This window comes from Cupriavidus sp. P-10 (assembly GCF_003402535.2).
Lineage (GTDB): Bacteria > Pseudomonadota > Gammaproteobacteria > Burkholderiales > Burkholderiaceae > Cupriavidus.
In genome coordinates this window covers 2,129,938-2,148,035 of sequence record NZ_AP025171.1, presented here as the reverse complement: position 1 = coordinate 2,148,035, position 18,098 = coordinate 2,129,938, and the positions used below count along the sequence as shown (strand labels likewise).

Genomic DNA, 18,098 nt, shown 5'->3' with positions numbered 1-18,098 from the left:
CGCTGACAACAGGAACAACCCATGAGCGACCTTCAGGACAACCAGGACGATCAGGACAATCAGGACGATCGCCGCATGCTGCAGGAAAGCGTGCGGCGCTATGTCGAACGCGACTACGGCTTCGCGCAGCGTGGCGCGGCGCTGGCCGAACCGGGCGGTTTTTCACGCCGGCACTGGCAGGCATTTGCCGAATTCGGCTGGCTGGCGGTGGGCTTGCCCGAGACGTGTGGAGGCCTCGGCGATGCCGGCGATCAGGCGCTGCTGGCCGAGGAGCTTGGCCGCGCGCAGCCCGTCGAACCGTGGCTGGCCAATGCCGCGCTGTGCGCGCCGCTGCTGGCCGCGTGCGGCGATGCGGCGCATGCGGCCACCGCCGCGGAGATGGCGGAGGGGCGCACGTTGCTCTCGCTGGCCGCATGGGAGCCGCAGGGGCGCTATGACGCTTTCGACGTCGGCACCACCGCGCGGCAGCACGACGATGCCAACGGCCAGTGGATGCTGGACGGCCGCAAGACCCTGGTCCTGGGCGGCGGCTGCGCGAACGTGCTGCTGGTGCTGGCCCGCACCAGTGGCGCACGCCGCGACCGCGACGGCCTGACGCTGTTCGCCGTGCCCGCCGCCACGCGCGGCATTCACATCGAAGCATTGCCGACCTACGACGGCCGCCAGACCGCGACGGGGACGCTGCGCCGTGTCAGCGTGCCGGACAGCGCCCGTATCGGCGCGGTAGGCAGTGCCTGGCCGCTTGTCGAAGCCGCCATCGACCATGCCACCACCATGGCCTGCGCCGAAGCCGTCGGGACCATGGCCCGCGCCTTCGAACTGACCCGCGACTACGTGGCCACGCGCGAGCAATTCGGCCGCCCGCTGTCCGCCAACCAGGTGATCCGCCACCGGCTGGTGGACCTGTATGTCAGCGTCGAGCAGGCGCGCGCCATCACCGAGGCCGCCGCCGCCGCGCTGCACGGCGACGCGCCCGCGCGCCGGCGCGCGGTCTCGCTTGCCAAGGCCTTCGTGTCGGTCGGGGCGAGGGCGCTTGGCGAGGACGTGGTGCAACTGCATGGCGCGGTGGGAATGACCGACGAGATGGAAATCGGCCACTGCTACAAGCGGCTGGCCGCGCTGGCCAACCTGTTCGGCGATGCCGACTGGCATTACGAACGGCTTGCGGACTCCGCGAAGTCCGCGAAGTCCGATCACGCGGCGCAGGCGCACGCAGCCTGAGCCGCCAGCCTGAGCCCAATTTGACCCCCCTTTGAGCACCATTACCCAGGGCGCCGGCGAGCGCCCGTTCACAGCAAAGCCGGCAACGCACCGGCACAGCGCGGCCAATGCGCCGCACGGAGACAGCAGCATGTTCAGCCATCACACTGGCGCCCGCCGGGCGGGCACGGCCCTCGTTGCGGCGCTGGCCTTGACGGGCGCCACTGGCGCGCACGCCGAAGCCGCTTACCCGAACTACCCGAACCGACCGATCCGCATGGTGCTGCCCTCGGGCGCCGGCACCGTGACCGACCAGACCGCACGGCTGGTCGCCGAGCGCCTGACCACGGCGCTGAAGCAGCCGGTCGTCGTCGACAACCGCCCCGGCGCCAACGGCATCATCGCCAGCGAGACCGTGGCCCGCGCAGCGCCGGACGGCTACACGCTGCTGTTCACCTATTCCGCCACGCTGACGGTGAACCCCTGGACCACGCCGTCGCTGCCCTATGACCCGGTCAAGGATTTCACGCCGATCGCGCGGCCCAGCGCGCCCGGCGGCAACCTGCTTGCCGTCAGCGCCAGCGTGCCGGCGCGCAACCTGCAGGAACTGCTGGCCTACGTGAAGGCCAGCAAGGCCGAGCTGGCGTACTGCTCGTGGGGCGTCGGCTCGGGCGGTCACCTGGCGATGGAGTACCTGAAGGCGAAGACCGGCATCCACCTGCGCCATATCCCCTACAAGACCGCTACCCAGTGCAGCAACGACCTGGCGGCGGGGCACGTGATCATCGGCATTACCGATTCCGTCTCATCCATCCCGCACCTGAAATCCGGCCGCATCCGCGGCATCGCCGTCTCCGGCCCGGAGCGGCTGTTGCCCACGCCGGATGTGCCGACCATGACCGAGCAGGGCGTGCCGTTCCAGCAAGCCAGCTGGGTCGCGCTGTTCGGGCCCAGGGGCTTGCCCGCGCCGATCGTCGCGCGGCTCAACGCCGAGGTGAACCGGATCCTGCAATCGCCTGAAGACCGCGAGCGCTTCGCCGCGATGAACCTGAAGCCGGCCACGCCGGCCAGCGCGGCCGAACTGGCGAAGCTCGTCAGCGCGGACCTGGCGGCGTGGGGCGAGGTGGTGAAGGTGGCGGGGCTGAAGGCGCAATGAACGTCGCACGCGACGACAACAACGAGGACAACAACGAGGACGGGAGACAAGCAGCGTGAAGGCTAGACAGTGGATGGCAATGGGAATGGCAGGGGCGGCACTGGCGGGCGGCAATGCGGCAGCGGGCACGATGCAGCTGTTCGGCGTGGTCGATGCCTCGATCGAATATGCCAGGGGCTCCGACAGCGTGGTGCGGATGCGCGAGGGCCAGCAGGCGGCGTCGCGCTGGGGCATCCGCGGGATCGAAGACCTGGGCGGCGGCCTGAAGGCCAACTTCCTGGTCGAGTCGGGCTTCAACATCGACAACGGCACCGAGTTCTTTGGCAATAACCGGCTGTTCGGGCGGCAGGCCTACATGGGACTGTCCGACGGCTGGGGCGAATTCCGCCTCGGCCGCCAGTACACGCCATCGTTCTATGCGCTGCTGCGGCTCGACCCGTTCCTGCTCAACGGCGCGGTGTCGCCGTTCAACCTGCTCAGCGCCACGGCATCGCAGGGCACTGGCCATGTGGCCTACGGCGCGCGCTTCGACAACGCGGTGCAGTACTTCTCGCCCAACTGGGGTGGCTTCGCTTTCGGCGCCGCGGTGGCGCCGGGCGAGGTGCCGGGCTCGCCGCGCTCGGGACTGAACTTCGGCATGAACGCGACCTACGAGGCCGGCAATGCCTATACCTTCTACAGCTACCAGGGCATGTACACCGGCGCCAACCTGCCGATCACGCCGACGCTGACGTCGAACCACTTTGTCGGCGGCTCCTACCGCTTCAGGCCGGTGGAGGTCGGCCTGCTGTTCAGCGCGGCAAGCAGCAACCGTCCCGATACCCGCTCGGCGCGCCACTATGGCGTGACCTTCAGCTGGACGGTAACGCCGCGCGACACCTTCAAGGCCGCGGCAATCAAGCGGCAGATCCTGGGCGGCGGGGAACGGCCGCTGGCCATGACCATCGGCTGGGACCATGACCTGAGCAAGCGCACCACGGCGTACATGCGGGCAGTGTGGGTGCATAACAGCCCGGGCGGCAGCGCCAGCATCAACAGCATCGCGGTCGATCCTGGCAGTGGCGACGATGCCAGGTCGGTGAGCGTGGGGTTGCGGCATCGGTTTTGAGGGTGGGCGGGCGGCGCGCATGGCATGCCGTCCGGGTATCCCACGCCGACACAATGCTCATGGCAAGCCAGCACGCCGCTTCGCACAATGGAAAGGCCAACCGGAGCCTTTCATGTCATGCATTCTTTTCCTGGAAGCGGAATGCCGGCGCCTGCGACTGCGCGCCGGCGCGGAACTGGTCTGCCGCGGCGGCAGCCTGTGGCTGACCTTCGAAGCGGGGGAGCGGCCGTCGCCTGACGTGATGCTCGCGCCCGGCGAGCGCTACCGGCTGCATCGCGACGCCGACGTGTTCATCGCCGCGCTGCATGGCGCCGGCCCCGCGTTGTGCCAGATCGAAGCGCCGCCGCGCTCCCGCGGCGCCGGTTCGTCGTGGCTCGGGCGATTCAGGTGGCTGGGGAGCGCCCGGGCGTCCTGACGGTGTGCGCGGCTTCAAGGCAGATCCATTCGGCCACGCGCCTGACATCCTCGCGCGGATCGTCCGAGGCATGGACCAGCCAATACGCGTTAGGGCTCGGCGGCGCTTGCAGCGCCGTCGGCACGATCACCAGCTGGCCGCCATCGATCAGCGGCCGCACCAGCTCCAGCCGCCCCAGTGCGATGCCCTGGCCCGCCAGCGCGGCATGGATGACCTGGTCGTACTGGTTGAAGCGCAGCATGCCGCGCTGGCTCGCCTGATGGTAGCCGCTTGGCTCCAGCCAGCTGCGCCACTGCAGCCACGGGCGGGGATCGTCGAATTCCAGCAGCGGCAGGCGCAGCAGCGCCTCGTCGTGCCCGGCCGCCTTGGCTACCTCGCGCACCAGCGACGGATGGGCGACCGGGGCGATGTGCTCGCCGAACAGGCGCACGGCACCGGGCGGCGCCGCGGCATCGCGGCAATAGCGCACGGCGAGGTCGATGCCCTCGGCGCGCAGGTCGCTGATGCGGTTGCTGGCGGACAGGCGCACATCCAGGTGCGGATGCGTCTTCTGCAGGCTCCCCAGCCGCGGCAGCAGCCACAAGCCGGTGACGCCGATGCTGGCGGTGACCGTGACCGGCCGCTGGCCCTCGATGCGGCGTACCTCGGCGACCACGTCCTGCAACTGCTGCAGCGCGCTGTCGGCACTGCGGAACAAGCGTTCGCCCTCGGCGGTGAAGGCGACGCCGCGATGCTTGCGCACGAACAGCGGCACCTTCAGCTGCTCTTCCAGCGCGTGGATCTGCCGGCTGACCGCCGACTGCGTCAGGCACAGGTCATCAGCTGCCTGGGTGATGCTCATGCGCCGGCCAACGGCGACGAAGCCCTTGAGCAGGTCGAGCGGGAACAGTCTGACGAGCGGCACTGACATGCGAGGGCCTCCTGGCAAACACGGCGGACAGACGCGGGAAGCTCCATTACAGCACGATCCGTTGAGTCTTTGCCATGCGTCGTGCGCATGGCCAGACGACAGAATGATCGTTTGAAGCAGGGCGCCGGGGCGGCTGCAATAGAGCCATCCCGCGCCTGCCGGCGCCATCGTCCGACAAGGGGCCGTCATGACCACCCGCCTGCCGCATCCGTCCGCCGCCATCGCTCCTCAGCAAGCCGCCATCGCTCCTCAGCAAGCCGCCACGCCGTGGTGGCGAACGCTGTGGGTGCTGGTGCTGGGCGGCGGTGTGCTGAGGGGCCTGGCGCTGGGCGTGCGCCATGTGCAGGGGCTGTTCCTGCTGCCCATCATCGGCGAGCGCGGCTGGACCCGCGAGACCTTCGGCTTTGCGATGGCGGTGCAGAACCTGACGTGGGGACTGGCGCAGCCCTTCACCGGCATGCTGGCCGACCGGTACGGCTCATGGAAGGTGATGGCCGGCGGACTGGTGCTCTATGCCGCCGGGCTGTACGGGATGACGCAGGCGGACACGTCGCCGGCCCTGGTCTGGTCGGCAGGCGTGTGCATCGGCATCGCGCTGTCCGGCACGACCTTCGGCGTGGTGTACGGCGCGCTGAGCCGGATGACCGACGCCGCGCAGCGCAGCCGCGCGCTGGGCCTGGCCGGCGCCGTCGGCGGCATCGCGCAGTTCGCGCTGGTGCCGGCTACGCAGGGGCTGCTGGTTGCATCGGGATGGGCCGGCACGCTGCTGATGCTCGCCGTCGCGCTGGCCGTGGTGCTGCCGCTGGCGCTGCCTTTCCAGGATCGGGCCGCCGAGGCGCCGGCGCCCGTTGGCAATACAGCCAGCGCGGCTGCCGGCGAACTGCCGCTATTGGCCGCCGTGCGCGAGGCGTTCAGCCACTCCGGCTTCTGGCTGCTGAACCTTGGCTTTCTGGCATGCGGCTTCCAGCTGGCTTTCATCGCCAGCCACCTGCCCGCGTATCTGCTGGATCGCGGCATGCGTCCGGCCGACGGCATGGCAGCGCTTGCCATCATCGCGCTGGCCAATGTGGCCGGCATCTACGTGTTCGGCCTGCTGGGCGGACGCCACAGCAAAAAGTACCTGCTCGCCGGCATCTACCTCGCGCGCACGTCGGCGATGGCGCTGTTCCTGCTGCTGCCGCTGGGCACGCCTACCTTGTACCTGTTCTGCGCCGCGATGGGTTTCCTGTGGCTCGGCACCGTGCCGCTGACCAACGGGATCCTCGCGCAGGTGTTTGGCGTGCGCTACCTCGCCACGCTGTTCGGCTTTGTGTTCTTCGGCCACCAGCTTGGCTCGTTCTTCGGCGTATGGCTGGGCGGGCTGGTGTTCGAGCTGACGGGTTCGTACGAGCCGGTCTGGTTCGGCGCCATGGTGCTGGGCGTGCTGGCCGCGGCGCTGCACTGGCCGATCGACGACCGGCAGATCGTCAGGGCCGGCCTCGCGCCGGCGCGGACATGACGCCGCGCTGCGGACCGGCACTCGGTGCGTGGCTGTCGGCGCTCGGCCTCGCGGCCGTGTGCGCGGCGGCACTGGCGGCGTGGCTCGATCCGGCTTATGCGCTGGCGTGGGTGCAGCTGATGGCGCTGTGCCGCTAGTGGTCGGGGGTCGCGTGGCAAAAGTCGCGCCGGGCCGGTCCAGGTGCGAGCCTCGCCGGAAACCGCATATTCATATCCTGACATCTTCGTTCCTGCGGGTTGCCGCTGATCGCCCGCGAACGCGGCGAATTCGAGAAAAACCTGGCTTCCAAGGGGATCAAGGTCGAATGGGTCGGCCCGTTCCCCAATCATGCCCCGTCGCTGCAGGCGGTGGTGGGCGGCAGCGCGGACTTTGGCTTCTGGGGCAGCACCACGCCGGCCCTGGCGGCCATGATCGCCGGTTCGCCGCTGGTCTTTGCGCAGTTCAATGTGTACGGCCCGCGCAGCACGGCGATCATCGTCAAGAAGAGCTCGGGCATCAGCTCGGTGCGCGACCTTGCCGGCAAGAAAGTCGCGGTCAACCGTTCCGGACTGGGCGAGTTCCTGCTGGTGGCGGCGCTGGAGAAGAACGGCATCGACCGGTCCAGGGTGGAGTTCGTCTACCTGAACCCGCCGGACGCAGCGCCCGCCTTCGGCCAGGGCAAGGTGGATGCCTGGTCGATGTGCTCGCCGGGGGTAGACATCGCACGCCAGCAGTTCGATGCCAAGACCATCTTCTTCGAGGGCAGCGACCTCGATTTCCTGATCGACTATTCCTCGCTGGTGACCGCGCGCCGTTTCGCGACGGAAAACTCGGCGCTGGTGCGCGCGGTGATCGACGCCTATCGGATCGAGGGAAAATGGCTCGACGAGAACGGCCCGCAAGCAGAGTTGTTCGCGCAGAAGGAGGGCAAGTACAGCGACGCGGTACGTGACCACCTGGTCTCGCTGCAACAAGTTCTACGACGCCGACGACAAGGCTTTCCTGGCGGACTTCCAGCGCGCCGCCGACTGGCTGTCGGCACGCCGCATCCTGCCGAAGAAAATCAACGTCGCCGACTACTCGGTCCGGGTGTAAGGCGCCCCACTTCTTCGCGGTCGAGCAGCACGTCGGCACCCGTGATGAACCGTTCTCGCGCCGCGTGCTGGAACTGGCGGGGAAGGGCAAGACGTTCGGCGTGCCGCCGACGGGGGCGTTGTTCTAGCATGCCCTGCGCCCCCGCCCCCGCCCCCGCCCCCGCAGGGCAAGGTGGCGGGGGCGGGCGGCTGGCCCTTGCGGAGCAACGTGGACGGAGCGGCGCGTCCTGACTGTGCTATGCGCTCCTTGTCGCGCCCGCCTCGGGCGGCGAGCTACGCGTATCCGCCGGAATGCGGAACACCTGTAGTTCATCTTCCTCGCACTGGGCGATCAGCCCGGTCTCCCAGGCCAGGTACGCCCTGGCCGCGTCCTGGTTGCCTTCGTGGCGGTCATGCACGAAGAACAGGTAATCGATGCGCGTAGCCGGGGGCAACGGCTCGGCATCCACGGCTGGCGCCAGCCCGGCCGACAGCCACGTTTGATAGCCTTCGTCGGTGCGGAAGACATTGCCGTAGCCCGCGTCCACCAGGTCTTTCCAGGCGAGGGCAGCCACATCGGGCTCGCTCGCGAGCAATACCACGGGATCCTCCGGCGTCGTGCGTAGTGACTGCAGCGCTTGCAGCAGGCGCGGCCGGATCGACCATACCGAGCCTTGCGCGTGGCCCTGATCGAACGCGGCGCTTTCGCGCAGATCGATGATCGCCAGTGCTGCGGCTTCACCGTGCAGTTTGCGCAGTTGCCCGGCGTCGAGTACACGCGGGCCCCCGCCGAGGTCCGGCTGCGGCCACGCCCGCACCTTGACCGCCGCATCCAGGCCATCGGCAAGGACGGCGCTCTCATAGCCCAGCTGGTGCAGCCAGCTGGCGATCACAGGTGCGCGCACACCGTCATCGTCGAACACGATGACACGGCTGCCGCGCACGCCGATATAGCGGTCCGTGGCCTGGACCAGTTGCCCGCCGGGTGCGTGGATGGCGCCTTCGATCGAGTGCCGGGCGAATTCCTCCGCGGTGCGGATATCGAAGAGGTAGGTGGTGCGGTGCGCGTCATCGAGCCATTGCTGCGCCTGTGCCGTAGACAGGGACGGCAGGCCGAAGCGCCGCAGCAGCGTGGCGGATCGATCGCGGGCAACCTGCAGAAGGGGCGTGGTGGGTACGGCGTCGGCGGAGCGCTCGCTGCCGTGTTCCAGCGCATGGCCTGCCAGATACCAGCCCTGCGTGCCGTTCTCCAGCGCGAGCACCGGGTTGGGCAAGCCGAGGTTCAACACCGTCTGGGCGCCAATGATGCTGCGCGTGCGCCCCGCACAATGCACGACAACTGGCGTATTCGGATTGGTCAGCAGAGCCGGCAGGCGCAGCGCCAGTTCTCCGTTGGGACACCCCAGTGCGCCGGGGATGGTCATCTTGCGGTGTTCTTCCCCGGTGCGGCCGTCCACGAGCACGAACGGCTCACCGGCGGCCCGGCGCGCGGCAAATGCATCGGCGCTCAGACGCGGCGTGTGCTGGATATGCTCGACCAGTTCGCCAAACGTCTTGGAAGGCACGTTCACGCCTTTGAACAAGGTGTATCCGGCGGCCGCCCAGGCAGGCGCACCGCCGGCCAGCAACGTCACGTCAGCGTAGCCAAGTTGCGCAAGCCGGCGCGCAGCGCGCGCTGCCACGTCGCTGGCACCGTCGTCGAGCAAGACGATACGCTCCGCGTGGCGCGGCGCCAGGCGGCCAACCTCCAGTTCCAGGCGGCTGTAGGGCAGGGGGACGGCAAAGAAGGGATGGCCTTCGCCGTACTGGCCATGCTCGCGCACGTCGAACAGGGCCAACGACTGGCCATCATTCAGCCAGTTGCGCAGCGTGGCGGCGTCGATGGTATGGGTCATGTCGGTCATTGTTGTGATGGCGGCTGTCAGCGCAAGGCGATGCCGGATGAGGCAATCACGGAGGCGTAGCGGGGCAGGTCGCGCGACAGCGTGGCATCCAGCTCCTGCGCCGACGAGGCAACCACGACATAGCCCGCATCCTCCAGCTGGCTGCGCGTGGCGGGTGCTTGCAGCACCGCCGCCACATCGCGGCTGATACGGTCAACCACGGCGGCCGGGGTCGCAGCGGGGGCAAGCAGTCCTTGCCAGCTCTCCACGGAGAATCCCGCGGCGCCGGCCTCGGCCAGCGTGGGTACCTGCGGGAGTGCCCTGGAGCGATACGGCGTGGTGACCGCCAGCGCCGTGAGCTTGCCTGCCCGTACATAGTCGGTCACCGCGGCCAGTGTGATCAGCGTGGCGTCGATATGGCCGCCGAGCAGGTCCACCGTAGCCGGCGCTCCTCCGGGATAAGGAATGTAGTTGACCTTGAAGCCAAGCTGGCGCGACAACATTTCATGGGCGACGTGCGCGATGCCGCCATTGCCGGGCAGCCCCAGCGCCAGTTCTCCCGGCTTGCGGCGGGCCAGGGCCAGGTAATCCTGGAAGCTTCGTACCCCCAGGTCCGGCCTGACGACCAGCACCTGCGGGTTCACCACGGCCTTGGTGACGCCGCGGAAGGCATGGCTGGTGTCATACGGCAGGTTCTTGAACAGCGAGGCGTTAAGCGTCACGCCTTCGCCGCCAAGCAGCAGCACGTGGCCGTCCGGCCTGGCCTTCGCGACCTGCGCCGCGCCGATGGTGCCGCTGGCGCCGACCACGTTGTCCACCATCACCGGTTGCTGCCACAGCTCGCTGAGCCGGGTGGCAAGCGTGCGCGCCAGCTTGTCAGCGCTGCCGCCGGGTGCGACCGGCACCACGATGCGCACAGGGCGCGTGGGAAACGCCGCGTCGGCGGCAGTCGCCGGAAGCGGCGGGGCGGCCAGCATCGCTGGCGAAAGAGCAAGGAGAGCGCGGAGAAAGTTGCGGCGGAGCATGGCAAGACCTGGAAGGGAGCCTGCAGGCCGTTGTGGGCACGGAAGTGCGAAGGCCTGACAGGACCATCAAGCTTACGAATCCGGCCGGCCCGCACCAACGAATGTTTGAGCCTATGGATATGCGGCATGCCGCTGGCCGCGACGGGCGGCGATGGACGCGGGCAGCATGTTGATACTCGAAAGCCTTCTTTTGCACCGCTTCATGGCGGCGTTAAAGTCGGCGCATGACCCAACAGAACCTTTCCCCATCAGCGGTGCCGGGCAGCGACGTTGCCAGCCGGCGCCACGCGGCCGTGGCCGCCTTCATCGCCGAGGCAAGACAGTTGCTGGAGCCTGCCCCGCATCCTGGCCGCGAGACGCTGCAGACCGTGGCGCGAGCGCTGGAGCGGCTGGGCGCGCAACGCGACTTGTTCCCGGCGGCGCACTTTCCTGTCTCGGCCGACAATCCCGCGCAGGTCTATCGCCTCTCGGAGGATCTCGATGGCCGCTATGCGCTGTACGTCTCCGCCGGGCTGCCGGGCAAGGCACAGCCGCCGCATGACCACACCACGTGGGCCATCATTGCCGGCATCACCGGCAATGAGCGCAATGTCTTCTATCGCCGGGAAGCCACCGACGACCCCGTACGCGACCGCCTGACCGAGACCGGTCGCAGCGATGTCGCGAGCGGCAGCTCCGTGACGCTGTTGCCCGACGACGTCCATACCATCGAGCTGATCGGCAATGAGCCCGGCCTGCACCTGCATTTCTATGGCCTGGCGCTCGACCGCCTGAGCGGGCGCGTGGTGTTTGAAAGCGCCGCGGGCGGCAGCTATCGGCACTTCGGGCCGCCCAGGCATATCGCCCATGCCGCCATCGACGCGGTCGCGCTGAAGGCGGCGCTGGCGGATGGCGACGAGATCGCGCTGCTGGACGTGCGCGAGACCGGTGTCTTTGTGCGCGGGCACCTGTTGCTTGCGGCTTCGGCACCGCTGTGGCGGCTGGAACTGTTGATCGACCGGCTGGTGCCGCGCCGCGATACGCGCATCGTCCTGACTGATGGCGACGATGGCGACGATGGCGGCGATCGCCTGGCGCACCAGGGGGCCGCCAAGCTGCTGCGGCTGGGCTGGCGCAACGTGTCGGTGCTGACCGGCGGCACGCAGGCATGGGCGACGGCGGGGTTCGAGGTGTTCTCCGGCAGCAACGTCCCCAGCAAGGCTTTCGGCGAAGTCATCGAGCACCAGAAGCACACGCCCTGGATCAGCGCCGACGAACTGCAGCAACGCATCGAGCGCGGCGACGACCTGGTGGTGGTGGATAGCCGCACCACCGAGGAGTTTGCCGACTTCAGCCTGCCCTTCGCGCACAGCCTGCCCGGCGCGGAACTGGTCTACCGCATTGGCGAGCTGGCGCCGCGGCCGGAAACGCTGGTCGTGGTCAACTGCGCGGGCCGCACCCGCAGCATCGTCGGCGCACAGACGCTGATCGACGCGGGGGTGCCCAACCCGGTGGTCTCGCTCAAGGACGGCACCATGGCCTGGCTGCTGGATGGCCGCACGCTGGCCCACGGTCGCCATACACCGCTGCCCGAACCGGCGGAGGCGGCACGTGAAGCCGCCCGTGGCCGTGCCGAGGCTGTCGCCTCGCGCGCCGGTGTACGCCGTCTCGATGCCGCCGGCCTGGCGCGGCTGGAGCGAGAAGCCGGACAGCACACCTTGTATCGTTTCGATGTGCGCACGCGCGCCGAATATGAGGCCGGCCACCTGCCGGGCTGGCGCTGGGCGCCTGGCGGGCAACTGGTGCAAGCCACGGACGAATACGCGGCAACGCGCCATGCGCGGATCGTGCTCGCCGACTGGGACGGCGTGCGGGCGCTGACCACCGGTGCGTGGCTGGCGCAACTGGGCGCGCACGAGGTGTTCGTGTATGCCCCGTCGCCCGACGCCGCGGTCGACACCGGCGCGGAGCCGCTTCGCGTGCTGACGTCGCGGCACGCGGCGCAGCCGGTGTCGGCGCAGCAGGCCGATGCGCTGTTGCAGGCAGGCGGGGCACGCGTCTTCGACGTCGAGCGGCGCGCCGCCTACGAGAAGCGCCATGTTGCCGGCGCGCAGTTCGCGGTGCCGGACCGGCTAGAGGCGCTGATTGCCGGGATTCCCGCCGCCGAAACGTTGCTGGTCACGTCATCGGACGGTGTGCTGGCGCGCATTGTGGCGGCGGAACTGGCGGCGCGCAGCGGCCGTGACGTGCGCTACCTGGCCGGAGGCACGCAAGCATGGACGGCGGCGGGGCTGCCCACCGGCAGCGGCGCGCAGGGCGTGCTGACCGGCGAGGAGGATTACTGGTACAGCCCGTACCACCACGCCGACGAAGCGCTGCGCGATGCAGGATTCCGGGCCTACCTGGACTGGGAGATCGGACTGGTTGCGCAGCTTGAGCGCGAAGGGGACATCGGCATCCGGCTCCTGGCGCACTGAGATGGGCGTCTGGCTGCTCGGGCTGGAGGCCCGTCTCGACCTGGTGCCGCGCTCGCCGCTGCTGGTGCAGCTTCAGCAGCAGTACGGCGGCAAGCCATAGCGCGTAGCCGCCGGGGCAGGCACTGTTGGCATGCCCCGGCCGCACCCCACTCACCCGCGCCAGACTGCTCCCGCATACAACTCGGGACTGAAGTCCGGCTCCACGTCGGCGCGGGCCCGGGCCTCATGCAGGTCGAGGTCGGCCAGGAACAGGTCCTCGCCGATGCGCCGCACCGCGGCCGGGATGTCGCGCCGCATGCTCGGCAGGTCGCCCAGGGGTACGCCGACGGTGGCATAGCCGGCCGGGTTGTAGACGTGGATCGCACCCAGCCACGGGGCGGTGCCCGGGACCTTCTCGTTGTACTGCAGGCCATCGCCGAGATAAGGCGATGCCCCCAGTGCGTCGTCGCACTCGCCGGTGGGCGGCGTGTAGCGATCGCGCCAGCGCGAGCTTGCGCGTGGTTTCCGTGCGCGCCTGACCGTTCACGACGAGCTGCACCGCAAGCCCTGGGACAGCAGCGCCTTCGTGCGGCGCGATCTCCGTAAGCTGGGTGCCGTAGCGGACCTCGATATCGAGGAAGCGGCGGAACCAGTCGAGATAGGCGGCCCAGTCGGTGCGCGGGATGCGGTCCAGCGCTGCGTAAGCCTCGCTGCCATGGCGGGCCTCGTACCAGGCCTGGAAGCCCAGCGCGGTGACGCCCAGTTCGGGGCCAACCAGGTTCTTGACCGTGCGCAGCTTGTGCATGCGCGCCCGCGTCAGCCAGACGCCGGCTTGCGTGGCGTCGGGCGCGGCGTCGATCACCGACACGCCGCCGATGCCGGCGCGGCGCAGGGCATACGCAAAGGCGCTGCCGCCCTGGCCGCCGCCGACGATCAGTACGTTGTGGTCGAAGCTGTCGCGTGGTGGTACCCAGTTTTCTGGCGCCGGCCCGAGCAGGCGCAGCGCTTCGCGGGCGAGTTGATCCGGATCGCTCATATCAGGTCAGGGTACGGTGGAAGGCCTGGTCGAGATCGGCCAGCAGGTCTTGTGTGTCTTCGAGCCCGACGTGCAGCCGCACCACTGGCGTATTGCCCTGCCACGTGCGGTGCTCGCGCAGCCGTTCCGGCGGGGCGACCAGCGCGAGGCTTTCGTAGCCGCCCCAGGAAGCGCCGATCGAGAACCACCGCAACGCATCGACAAATTCGCTGGCCGCGCTGGCACCTCCATCGCGGAATGCGAACGACACCAGCCCGCTGGCGCCGCTGAAGTCGCGCAGCCACAGCGCGTGGCCAGGGTCGTCCGGCAGCGCCGGGTAGAACACGCGGCCCACCTGTGGGTGGCGCTGCAGCCATTGCGCGACCTCGGTGGCATTGCGTTGGTGCTGGGCCAGGCGCAGCGGCAGCGTGCGCAGACCGCGCAGCGACAGGTAGGCATCATCGGCGCCGATGGCGAGGCCCAGGGCCTCGTGCGTGGCGGCGATGCGCTCCGCCAGCGCGGGGTTGTCCACGATGACCGCGCCCTGCATCACGTCGGAATGCCCGGCAATATATTTGGTCGCGGCCTGGATCGAGATATTGGCGCCGAGGCGCAGGGGCTGCAGGAACCAGCCGCCGCTCCAGGTGTTGTCCACGGCCACCGGCACGCCGCGTTCGCGCGCCACCGCCGCCAGCCTTGGCAGGTCCAGCACCTCGAACAACAGCGAGCTTGGCGATTCCAGGTAGACGAGCCTGGTCTCGGGCCGGATCAGCGCGGCGAGGTCGTCATGCGCTGGCGAAAAGTATTCGATGGTGATGCCCAGCCGCCGCAGCAGCGTCTTGTCGACGCGCCGCACCGGCGCATAGACGCTGTCGGATACCAGTGCATGGTCGCCGGGACCGAGCAGGGCCAGCAGCACCAGCGTGATCGCCGACAGCCCCGACGGCGCCAGGAATGCGCGATGGCCGCCTTCGAGCGTGGTCAGCGCGTCCTCCAGTGCCTCGTGCGTATCCAGCCCGTGGCGGCCGTAGGAAGCGACGCGTTCGCCGGCGGCGCGGCGGTGCTGGCGCGACTCCAGTGCCTGCTGGCTGGCGAAGCGTACCGTGCTGGTCCTCACCACCGGCACATTGACCGGCCCCGCGCCGTCGCGCAGCGTCGCCGCCCCCGCATGCAGCAACTGCGTATGCCTGCCTGCGCCGCTCATGCCGACACCTTGCTCGGTTGCATCTGCGTGGCGTTGTAGTTGACTATCTCGCCGCTCTCCGGGCGCACGCCATAGCGGCCCGTCAGCGTTTCGAGCGGTCGGCCATAGCAGTGGAAATGCAGCGTCGGCGCCTCGCCGACCACGTGGATGCTGTGGATGTCGTCAGGCAGGAAGGCGATTGGCGTGCCCGGCTCGACCGTCAGCTCGCGCGCCACTTCAAGCTGCGCGAAAGCCGGGTCGCTGCGGTCGTCGGTGCGGCGGTAGACCCGGTTGAACTCGCGGCCTTCCACCGCGACGATCACGGCCCAGGTATCGTGGTTGTGAGGGATGGTCGTCTTGCCCGGATTGATCGAGTTCAGGTACAGCGCGGCCGCGTCGTCGCCATCATCGGGATTCAGCCGGTAGCGCGTCGAAGCGCCGCTGGCCGTATCCGCCGGTGGCGGAAAGTCCTCGCGGGTGAACAGTTCGCGCTGCGCCGCCAGCGCCTGCAGGCGCGCGGCCACTGCGTCGAGCGCGTCGCGGTCAGGCTGGCCCGCGGCCAGGCGCCGGATGTCGGTCAGTGCGGCGGCCACTGCCTTGCGGCGGGCCGCCTGGCGTTCGGCGGGAGAAGAATGGCTCATGGTGCGGAGACTCCGTCAGCAGGAAAGAAGGAAGGCGCCGGCGCGAACGCGGCATCGAATTCGGCCGGCAGGCGCGGGATCGCGCCCAGCGCGCGGCGCAGGAACGCGCGCGTGCGTTCGTGCTGCGGCTTGCCGAAGATCTGCGCCGGCGGGCCGTGCTCGACGATCCGGCCGGCCTCGGTAAAGTAGATCTGGTCGCTGATCTCGGCCGCGAAGCGCATTTCATGCGTCACCAGTACGCAGGTCATGCCGTCCTCCACCAGCTCGCGGATCACGGTCAGCACTTCGCCGACGGTCTCGGGATCGAGCGCGGAGGTCACCTCGTCGAACAGGATCAGCTCGGGCTGCATCGCCAGCGCGCGCGCAATCGCAACGCGCTGTTGCTGGCCACCGGACAACTCGCCCGGGTAAGCACCGGCTTTCTCCGACAGCCGCACCCTGGCGAGCAGCGATTGCGCCTCGCGCTCGGCCTCGGCGCGCGGGCGGCCGATCACGCGGGTCGGGGCGAGCACCAGGTTCTCCAGCACCGTCAGGTGCGGAAACAGGTTGTACTGCTGGAACACGAACCCCACCCGCTTGCGCAACGCAATGAATTCGTCCTCGCCGCGCAAGGTCTCGACGGCGGTGTCGCCCACGCGGATCTGCCCGCGTTGCGGCCGCAGCAGCCCGGTGATGCAGCGCAGGATGGTGCTCTTGCCCGAACCGGACGGACCGATGATGGTGACGGCTTCGCCGCGGCGCACGTCGACATCGATGCCATTGAGCACCGCGTTCGCGCCGAAGCTCAGGTGGACGTCGCGCAGCTGCACCAGTGGCGATGTGGAATGGCTGCCGGTGTCCCGGCGCAGGAAGGACTCAGTGGCGTTCATGGCGGCGTTCCAGCGCGCGGGTCGCGCGCGCAATCGGGTAGCAGTAAGCGAAAAACAGGACCAGCAGCGTGAAGTAGACGAGGATCGTGAAGTCGGTGCGCGCCACGGTATTGCTGGCAACCTGCGCGGTGTCGACCACGTCATGAACGCCGACCAGCGACGCCAGCGACGTGCTCATGGTGATGCTGGCGTACAGGTTCATCCACGGTGGCAGCATGCGCCGCAGGCACTGGGGCAGCACGACCAGGCGGAAGATCTGGCGGCGTCGCAAGGCGAGGGACTGCGCCGCCTCCCACTGCGCGCTCGGAATCGACTGGATCGCGCCGCGGAAGATCTCGGCAACGTTGGCGCTTGCCGGCAACGCAAGGCCCAGCACGACCTTGACCCAGTCCGGAAACGGAAACGTCCAGTGCACCAGGTGCAACTCGAAGGGGAACACGTAGGTGGTGAAATAGACCAGTACCAGCACCGGGGCGTTGCGGAACGCCTGCACCCAGGTCCGCGTGAACACGCGTAGCGCCGCGTGCGACGACAACGACAGCGCGCCGATCACCAGGCCGACGACGGTGCCGAGCCCCATGGCGAACACGCTGATCTCGATGTTGGCCAGCAGCCCGCGCAGCAGCGCGGGGGTCCAGGTCCAGAGGCTGCGCACCGCGGCCGGCGTGCTGCCGGTAACGCTCCAGAACAGCAGCAGCGCCGCCAGCGCGGCGAGGGCCAGCACCCATGGGTCGCGCAGCGCGCGCGCCGGCAACGCGGGGCGGCCGAAGGCGGACGGGAGCATCGAATCACTGGCCATAGCCGGGCATCCTCAGGTGATTTTCCAGCCAGCGGCCGGCCCGGCTGACCAGCCAGGTCAGCAGGCCGAACCAGGCCAGGATCAGCAACAGCAGTTCCAGCACGTTGTCGCGCTGCGTCCAGATCATGATGGATTCATAGGTCACGTCGCCGACCGCGATGGCCGAGGCGACCGCAGTCATCTTGACGAGGTCCACCACGTTGTTGATGAGCGCCGGCAACGCAAAGCGCACCGCGAGCGGCAGTTCAACCTGGAGCAGCAGCTGGCGCCGCGAAAAGGCCAGCGAGCGCGCCGCTTCCAGCGTGATGCGCGGCACCGCCTCGATACCGGCGCGCAGCGCCTCGGCATGGAACACCGCCTTGTGCAGCGAGACCACGATCACCACCCAGATGAAGGGCGTCAGCGGATTGCCGGTGCCGCGGCTGGCGAGCTGCTGGGTGATGAGCATGTTCAGCACCAGGAACGCGCAGTAGAGCTGCACGAGCGTGGGCGTGTTGCGCGTGAGCTCGACAAAGGCGCGGGCCGGCGCGGCAAGCGCGCGCCGGCCCGACGTGAGCATCGCCGCCAGCACGATGCCGGCGGCGAGGCTGCATGGGATGGTCAGCAGGCACAGCTCCAGCGTCACGACCAGGCCACGCAGGAACGCCGAACGTTCGCCGGCATCGAGGACGAAGGCATAGTTCAGCCCCAGCGGCTTGAGCGCCGCGACCACGGGGGCCAGGAAATCGGTCATGCCACCCCCTCCTCGCCGGCGGTCAGGGCCAGGATGTCGCGCCCGTGGCCGGCCAGTGCGGTGGCACGCTGGCTGGCGCGGACGATCGGCGAGAGGCGCACCCGGTGGGCGCGCTCGAGCAGGAGAACGCTCATGGAGAAATCTCGGTAACGGTGCCTGGCAGGCCCTTGCCGGGG

Annotated in this window: 17 protein-coding genes and 1 pseudogene; 8 read left to right on the top strand and 10 right to left on the bottom strand. The window is 69.1% G+C overall.

The features are described from left to right. Positions 1–21 precede the first annotated feature (21 nt). The 4 genes from CTP10_RS26535 to CTP10_RS26520 all read left to right on the top strand — a co-directional run bounded on the left by CTP10_RS26535 (position 22) and on the right by CTP10_RS26520 (position 3,879). A complete protein-coding gene (locus CTP10_RS26535; RefSeq protein ID WP_116321905.1) occupies positions 22–1,221 on the top strand; it encodes an acyl-CoA dehydrogenase family protein in 1,200 nt (399 codons plus the stop codon). A gap of 130 nt (positions 1,222–1,351) precedes the next feature. Next, on the top strand, positions 1,352–2,356 hold the full coding sequence (locus tag CTP10_RS26530) for a Bug family tripartite tricarboxylate transporter substrate binding protein (RefSeq protein ID WP_116321904.1): 1,005 nt from the start codon (positions 1,352–1,354) through the stop codon (positions 2,354–2,356). Positions 2,357–2,429: 73 nt separating this feature from the next. Further along, entirely contained in the window at positions 2,430–3,464 is a 1,035-nt protein-coding gene (locus CTP10_RS26525) for a porin (RefSeq protein ID WP_116321903.1), read from the top strand. Positions 3,465–3,576: 112 nt separating this feature from the next. After that, positions 3,577–3,879: a DUF2917 domain-containing protein gene (locus CTP10_RS26520; protein ID WP_116321902.1), complete on the top strand. Its 303-nt coding sequence runs from the start codon at positions 3,577–3,579 to the stop codon at positions 3,877–3,879. Here CTP10_RS26520 and CTP10_RS26515 read toward each other — a convergent pair. After that, positions 3,848–4,789 (bottom strand): LysR substrate-binding domain-containing protein, encoded by a 942-nt coding sequence (locus CTP10_RS26515; RefSeq protein ID WP_116321901.1) that lies wholly within the window; start codon positions 4,787–4,789, stop codon positions 3,848–3,850. The two genes, CTP10_RS26520 and CTP10_RS26515, sit on opposite strands and share 32 nt — an antisense overlap. Before the next feature lie 187 nt (positions 4,790–4,976). Between CTP10_RS26515 and CTP10_RS26510 the strand changes: the two genes are divergently transcribed. From CTP10_RS26510 to CTP10_RS26500, 3 genes and pseudogenes are all read left to right on the top strand, one after another. Continuing rightward, positions 4,977–6,287 carry an MFS transporter gene (locus CTP10_RS26510; protein ID WP_116321900.1) on the top strand — a complete coding sequence of 437 codons (1,311 nt, stop codon included), beginning with the start codon at positions 4,977–4,979 and terminating at the stop codon, positions 6,285–6,287. Then, positions 6,284–6,424 (top strand): hypothetical protein, encoded by a 141-nt coding sequence (locus tag CTP10_RS26505; protein WP_158577716.1) that lies wholly within the window; start codon positions 6,284–6,286, stop codon positions 6,422–6,424. The genes CTP10_RS26510 and CTP10_RS26505 overlap by 4 nt, the downstream gene beginning before the upstream one ends. A 99-nt stretch (positions 6,425–6,523) precedes the next feature. Then, a pseudogene (locus tag CTP10_RS26500) lies at positions 6,524–7,361 on the top strand (NrtA/SsuA/CpmA family ABC transporter substrate-binding protein); the annotation flags it as partial. Between the two features lie 235 nt (positions 7,362–7,596). On the opposite strand, the gene CTP10_RS26495 reads toward CTP10_RS26500, so the two are convergent. Beyond that, positions 7,597–9,243 (bottom strand): rhodanese-like domain-containing protein, encoded by a 1,647-nt coding sequence (locus CTP10_RS26495; RefSeq protein ID WP_442875147.1) that lies wholly within the window; start codon positions 9,241–9,243, stop codon positions 7,597–7,599. A 17-nt stretch (positions 9,244–9,260) separates the two neighbouring features. Beyond that, a complete protein-coding gene (locus CTP10_RS26490) occupies positions 9,261–10,247 on the bottom strand; it encodes a tripartite tricarboxylate transporter substrate-binding protein (RefSeq protein ID WP_116321899.1) in 987 nt (328 codons plus the stop codon). 224 nt (positions 10,248–10,471) lie between these two features. On the opposite strand from CTP10_RS26490, the gene CTP10_RS26485 reads away from it, so the two are divergent. After that, entirely contained in the window at positions 10,472–12,703 is a 2,232-nt protein-coding gene (locus tag CTP10_RS26485; RefSeq protein WP_116321898.1) for a rhodanese-like domain-containing protein, read from the top strand. 223 nt (positions 12,704–12,926) lie between these two features. On the opposite strand, the gene CTP10_RS26480 is transcribed toward CTP10_RS26485, so the two are convergent. Genes CTP10_RS26480 through CTP10_RS26450 form a run of 7 tightly spaced genes read right to left on the bottom strand, consistent with a single transcriptional unit; the run spans position 12,927 to position 18,056 of the window. Next, positions 12,927–13,718, bottom strand: a complete 792-nt coding sequence (locus CTP10_RS26480; RefSeq protein ID WP_233528283.1) for an FAD/NAD(P)-binding protein — start codon at positions 13,716–13,718, stop codon at positions 12,927–12,929. Between the two features lies 1 nt (position 13,719). Further along, entirely contained in the window at positions 13,720–14,901 is a 1,182-nt protein-coding gene (gene metC / locus CTP10_RS26475; RefSeq protein ID WP_116321897.1) for a cystathionine beta-lyase, read from the bottom strand. Further along, positions 14,898–15,521, bottom strand: a complete 624-nt coding sequence (locus tag CTP10_RS26470) for a cysteine dioxygenase family protein (protein ID WP_116321896.1) — start codon at positions 15,519–15,521, stop codon at positions 14,898–14,900. Before CTP10_RS26470 ends, metC begins: the two co-directional genes overlap by 4 nt. After that, a complete protein-coding gene (locus CTP10_RS26465) occupies positions 15,518–16,390 on the bottom strand; it encodes an amino acid ABC transporter ATP-binding protein (RefSeq protein ID WP_116321895.1) in 873 nt (290 codons plus the stop codon). Before CTP10_RS26465 ends, CTP10_RS26470 begins: the two co-directional genes overlap by 4 nt. Next, positions 16,377–17,189 (bottom strand): amino acid ABC transporter permease, encoded by an 813-nt coding sequence (locus CTP10_RS26460; protein ID WP_116321894.1) that lies wholly within the window; start codon positions 17,187–17,189, stop codon positions 16,377–16,379. Before CTP10_RS26460 ends, CTP10_RS26465 begins: the two co-directional genes overlap by 14 nt. Beyond that, a complete protein-coding gene (locus CTP10_RS26455) occupies positions 17,179–17,922 on the bottom strand; it encodes an amino acid ABC transporter permease (RefSeq protein ID WP_116321893.1) in 744 nt (247 codons plus the stop codon). Before CTP10_RS26455 ends, CTP10_RS26460 begins: the two co-directional genes overlap by 11 nt. Further along, the gene (locus CTP10_RS26450; RefSeq protein WP_158577715.1) at positions 17,919–18,056 is read right to left on the bottom strand and encodes a hypothetical protein; all 138 of its coding nucleotides are present in this window, start codon (positions 18,054–18,056) and stop codon (positions 17,919–17,921) included. Before CTP10_RS26450 ends, CTP10_RS26455 begins: the two co-directional genes overlap by 4 nt. Positions 18,057–18,098: the final 42 nt, after the last annotated feature.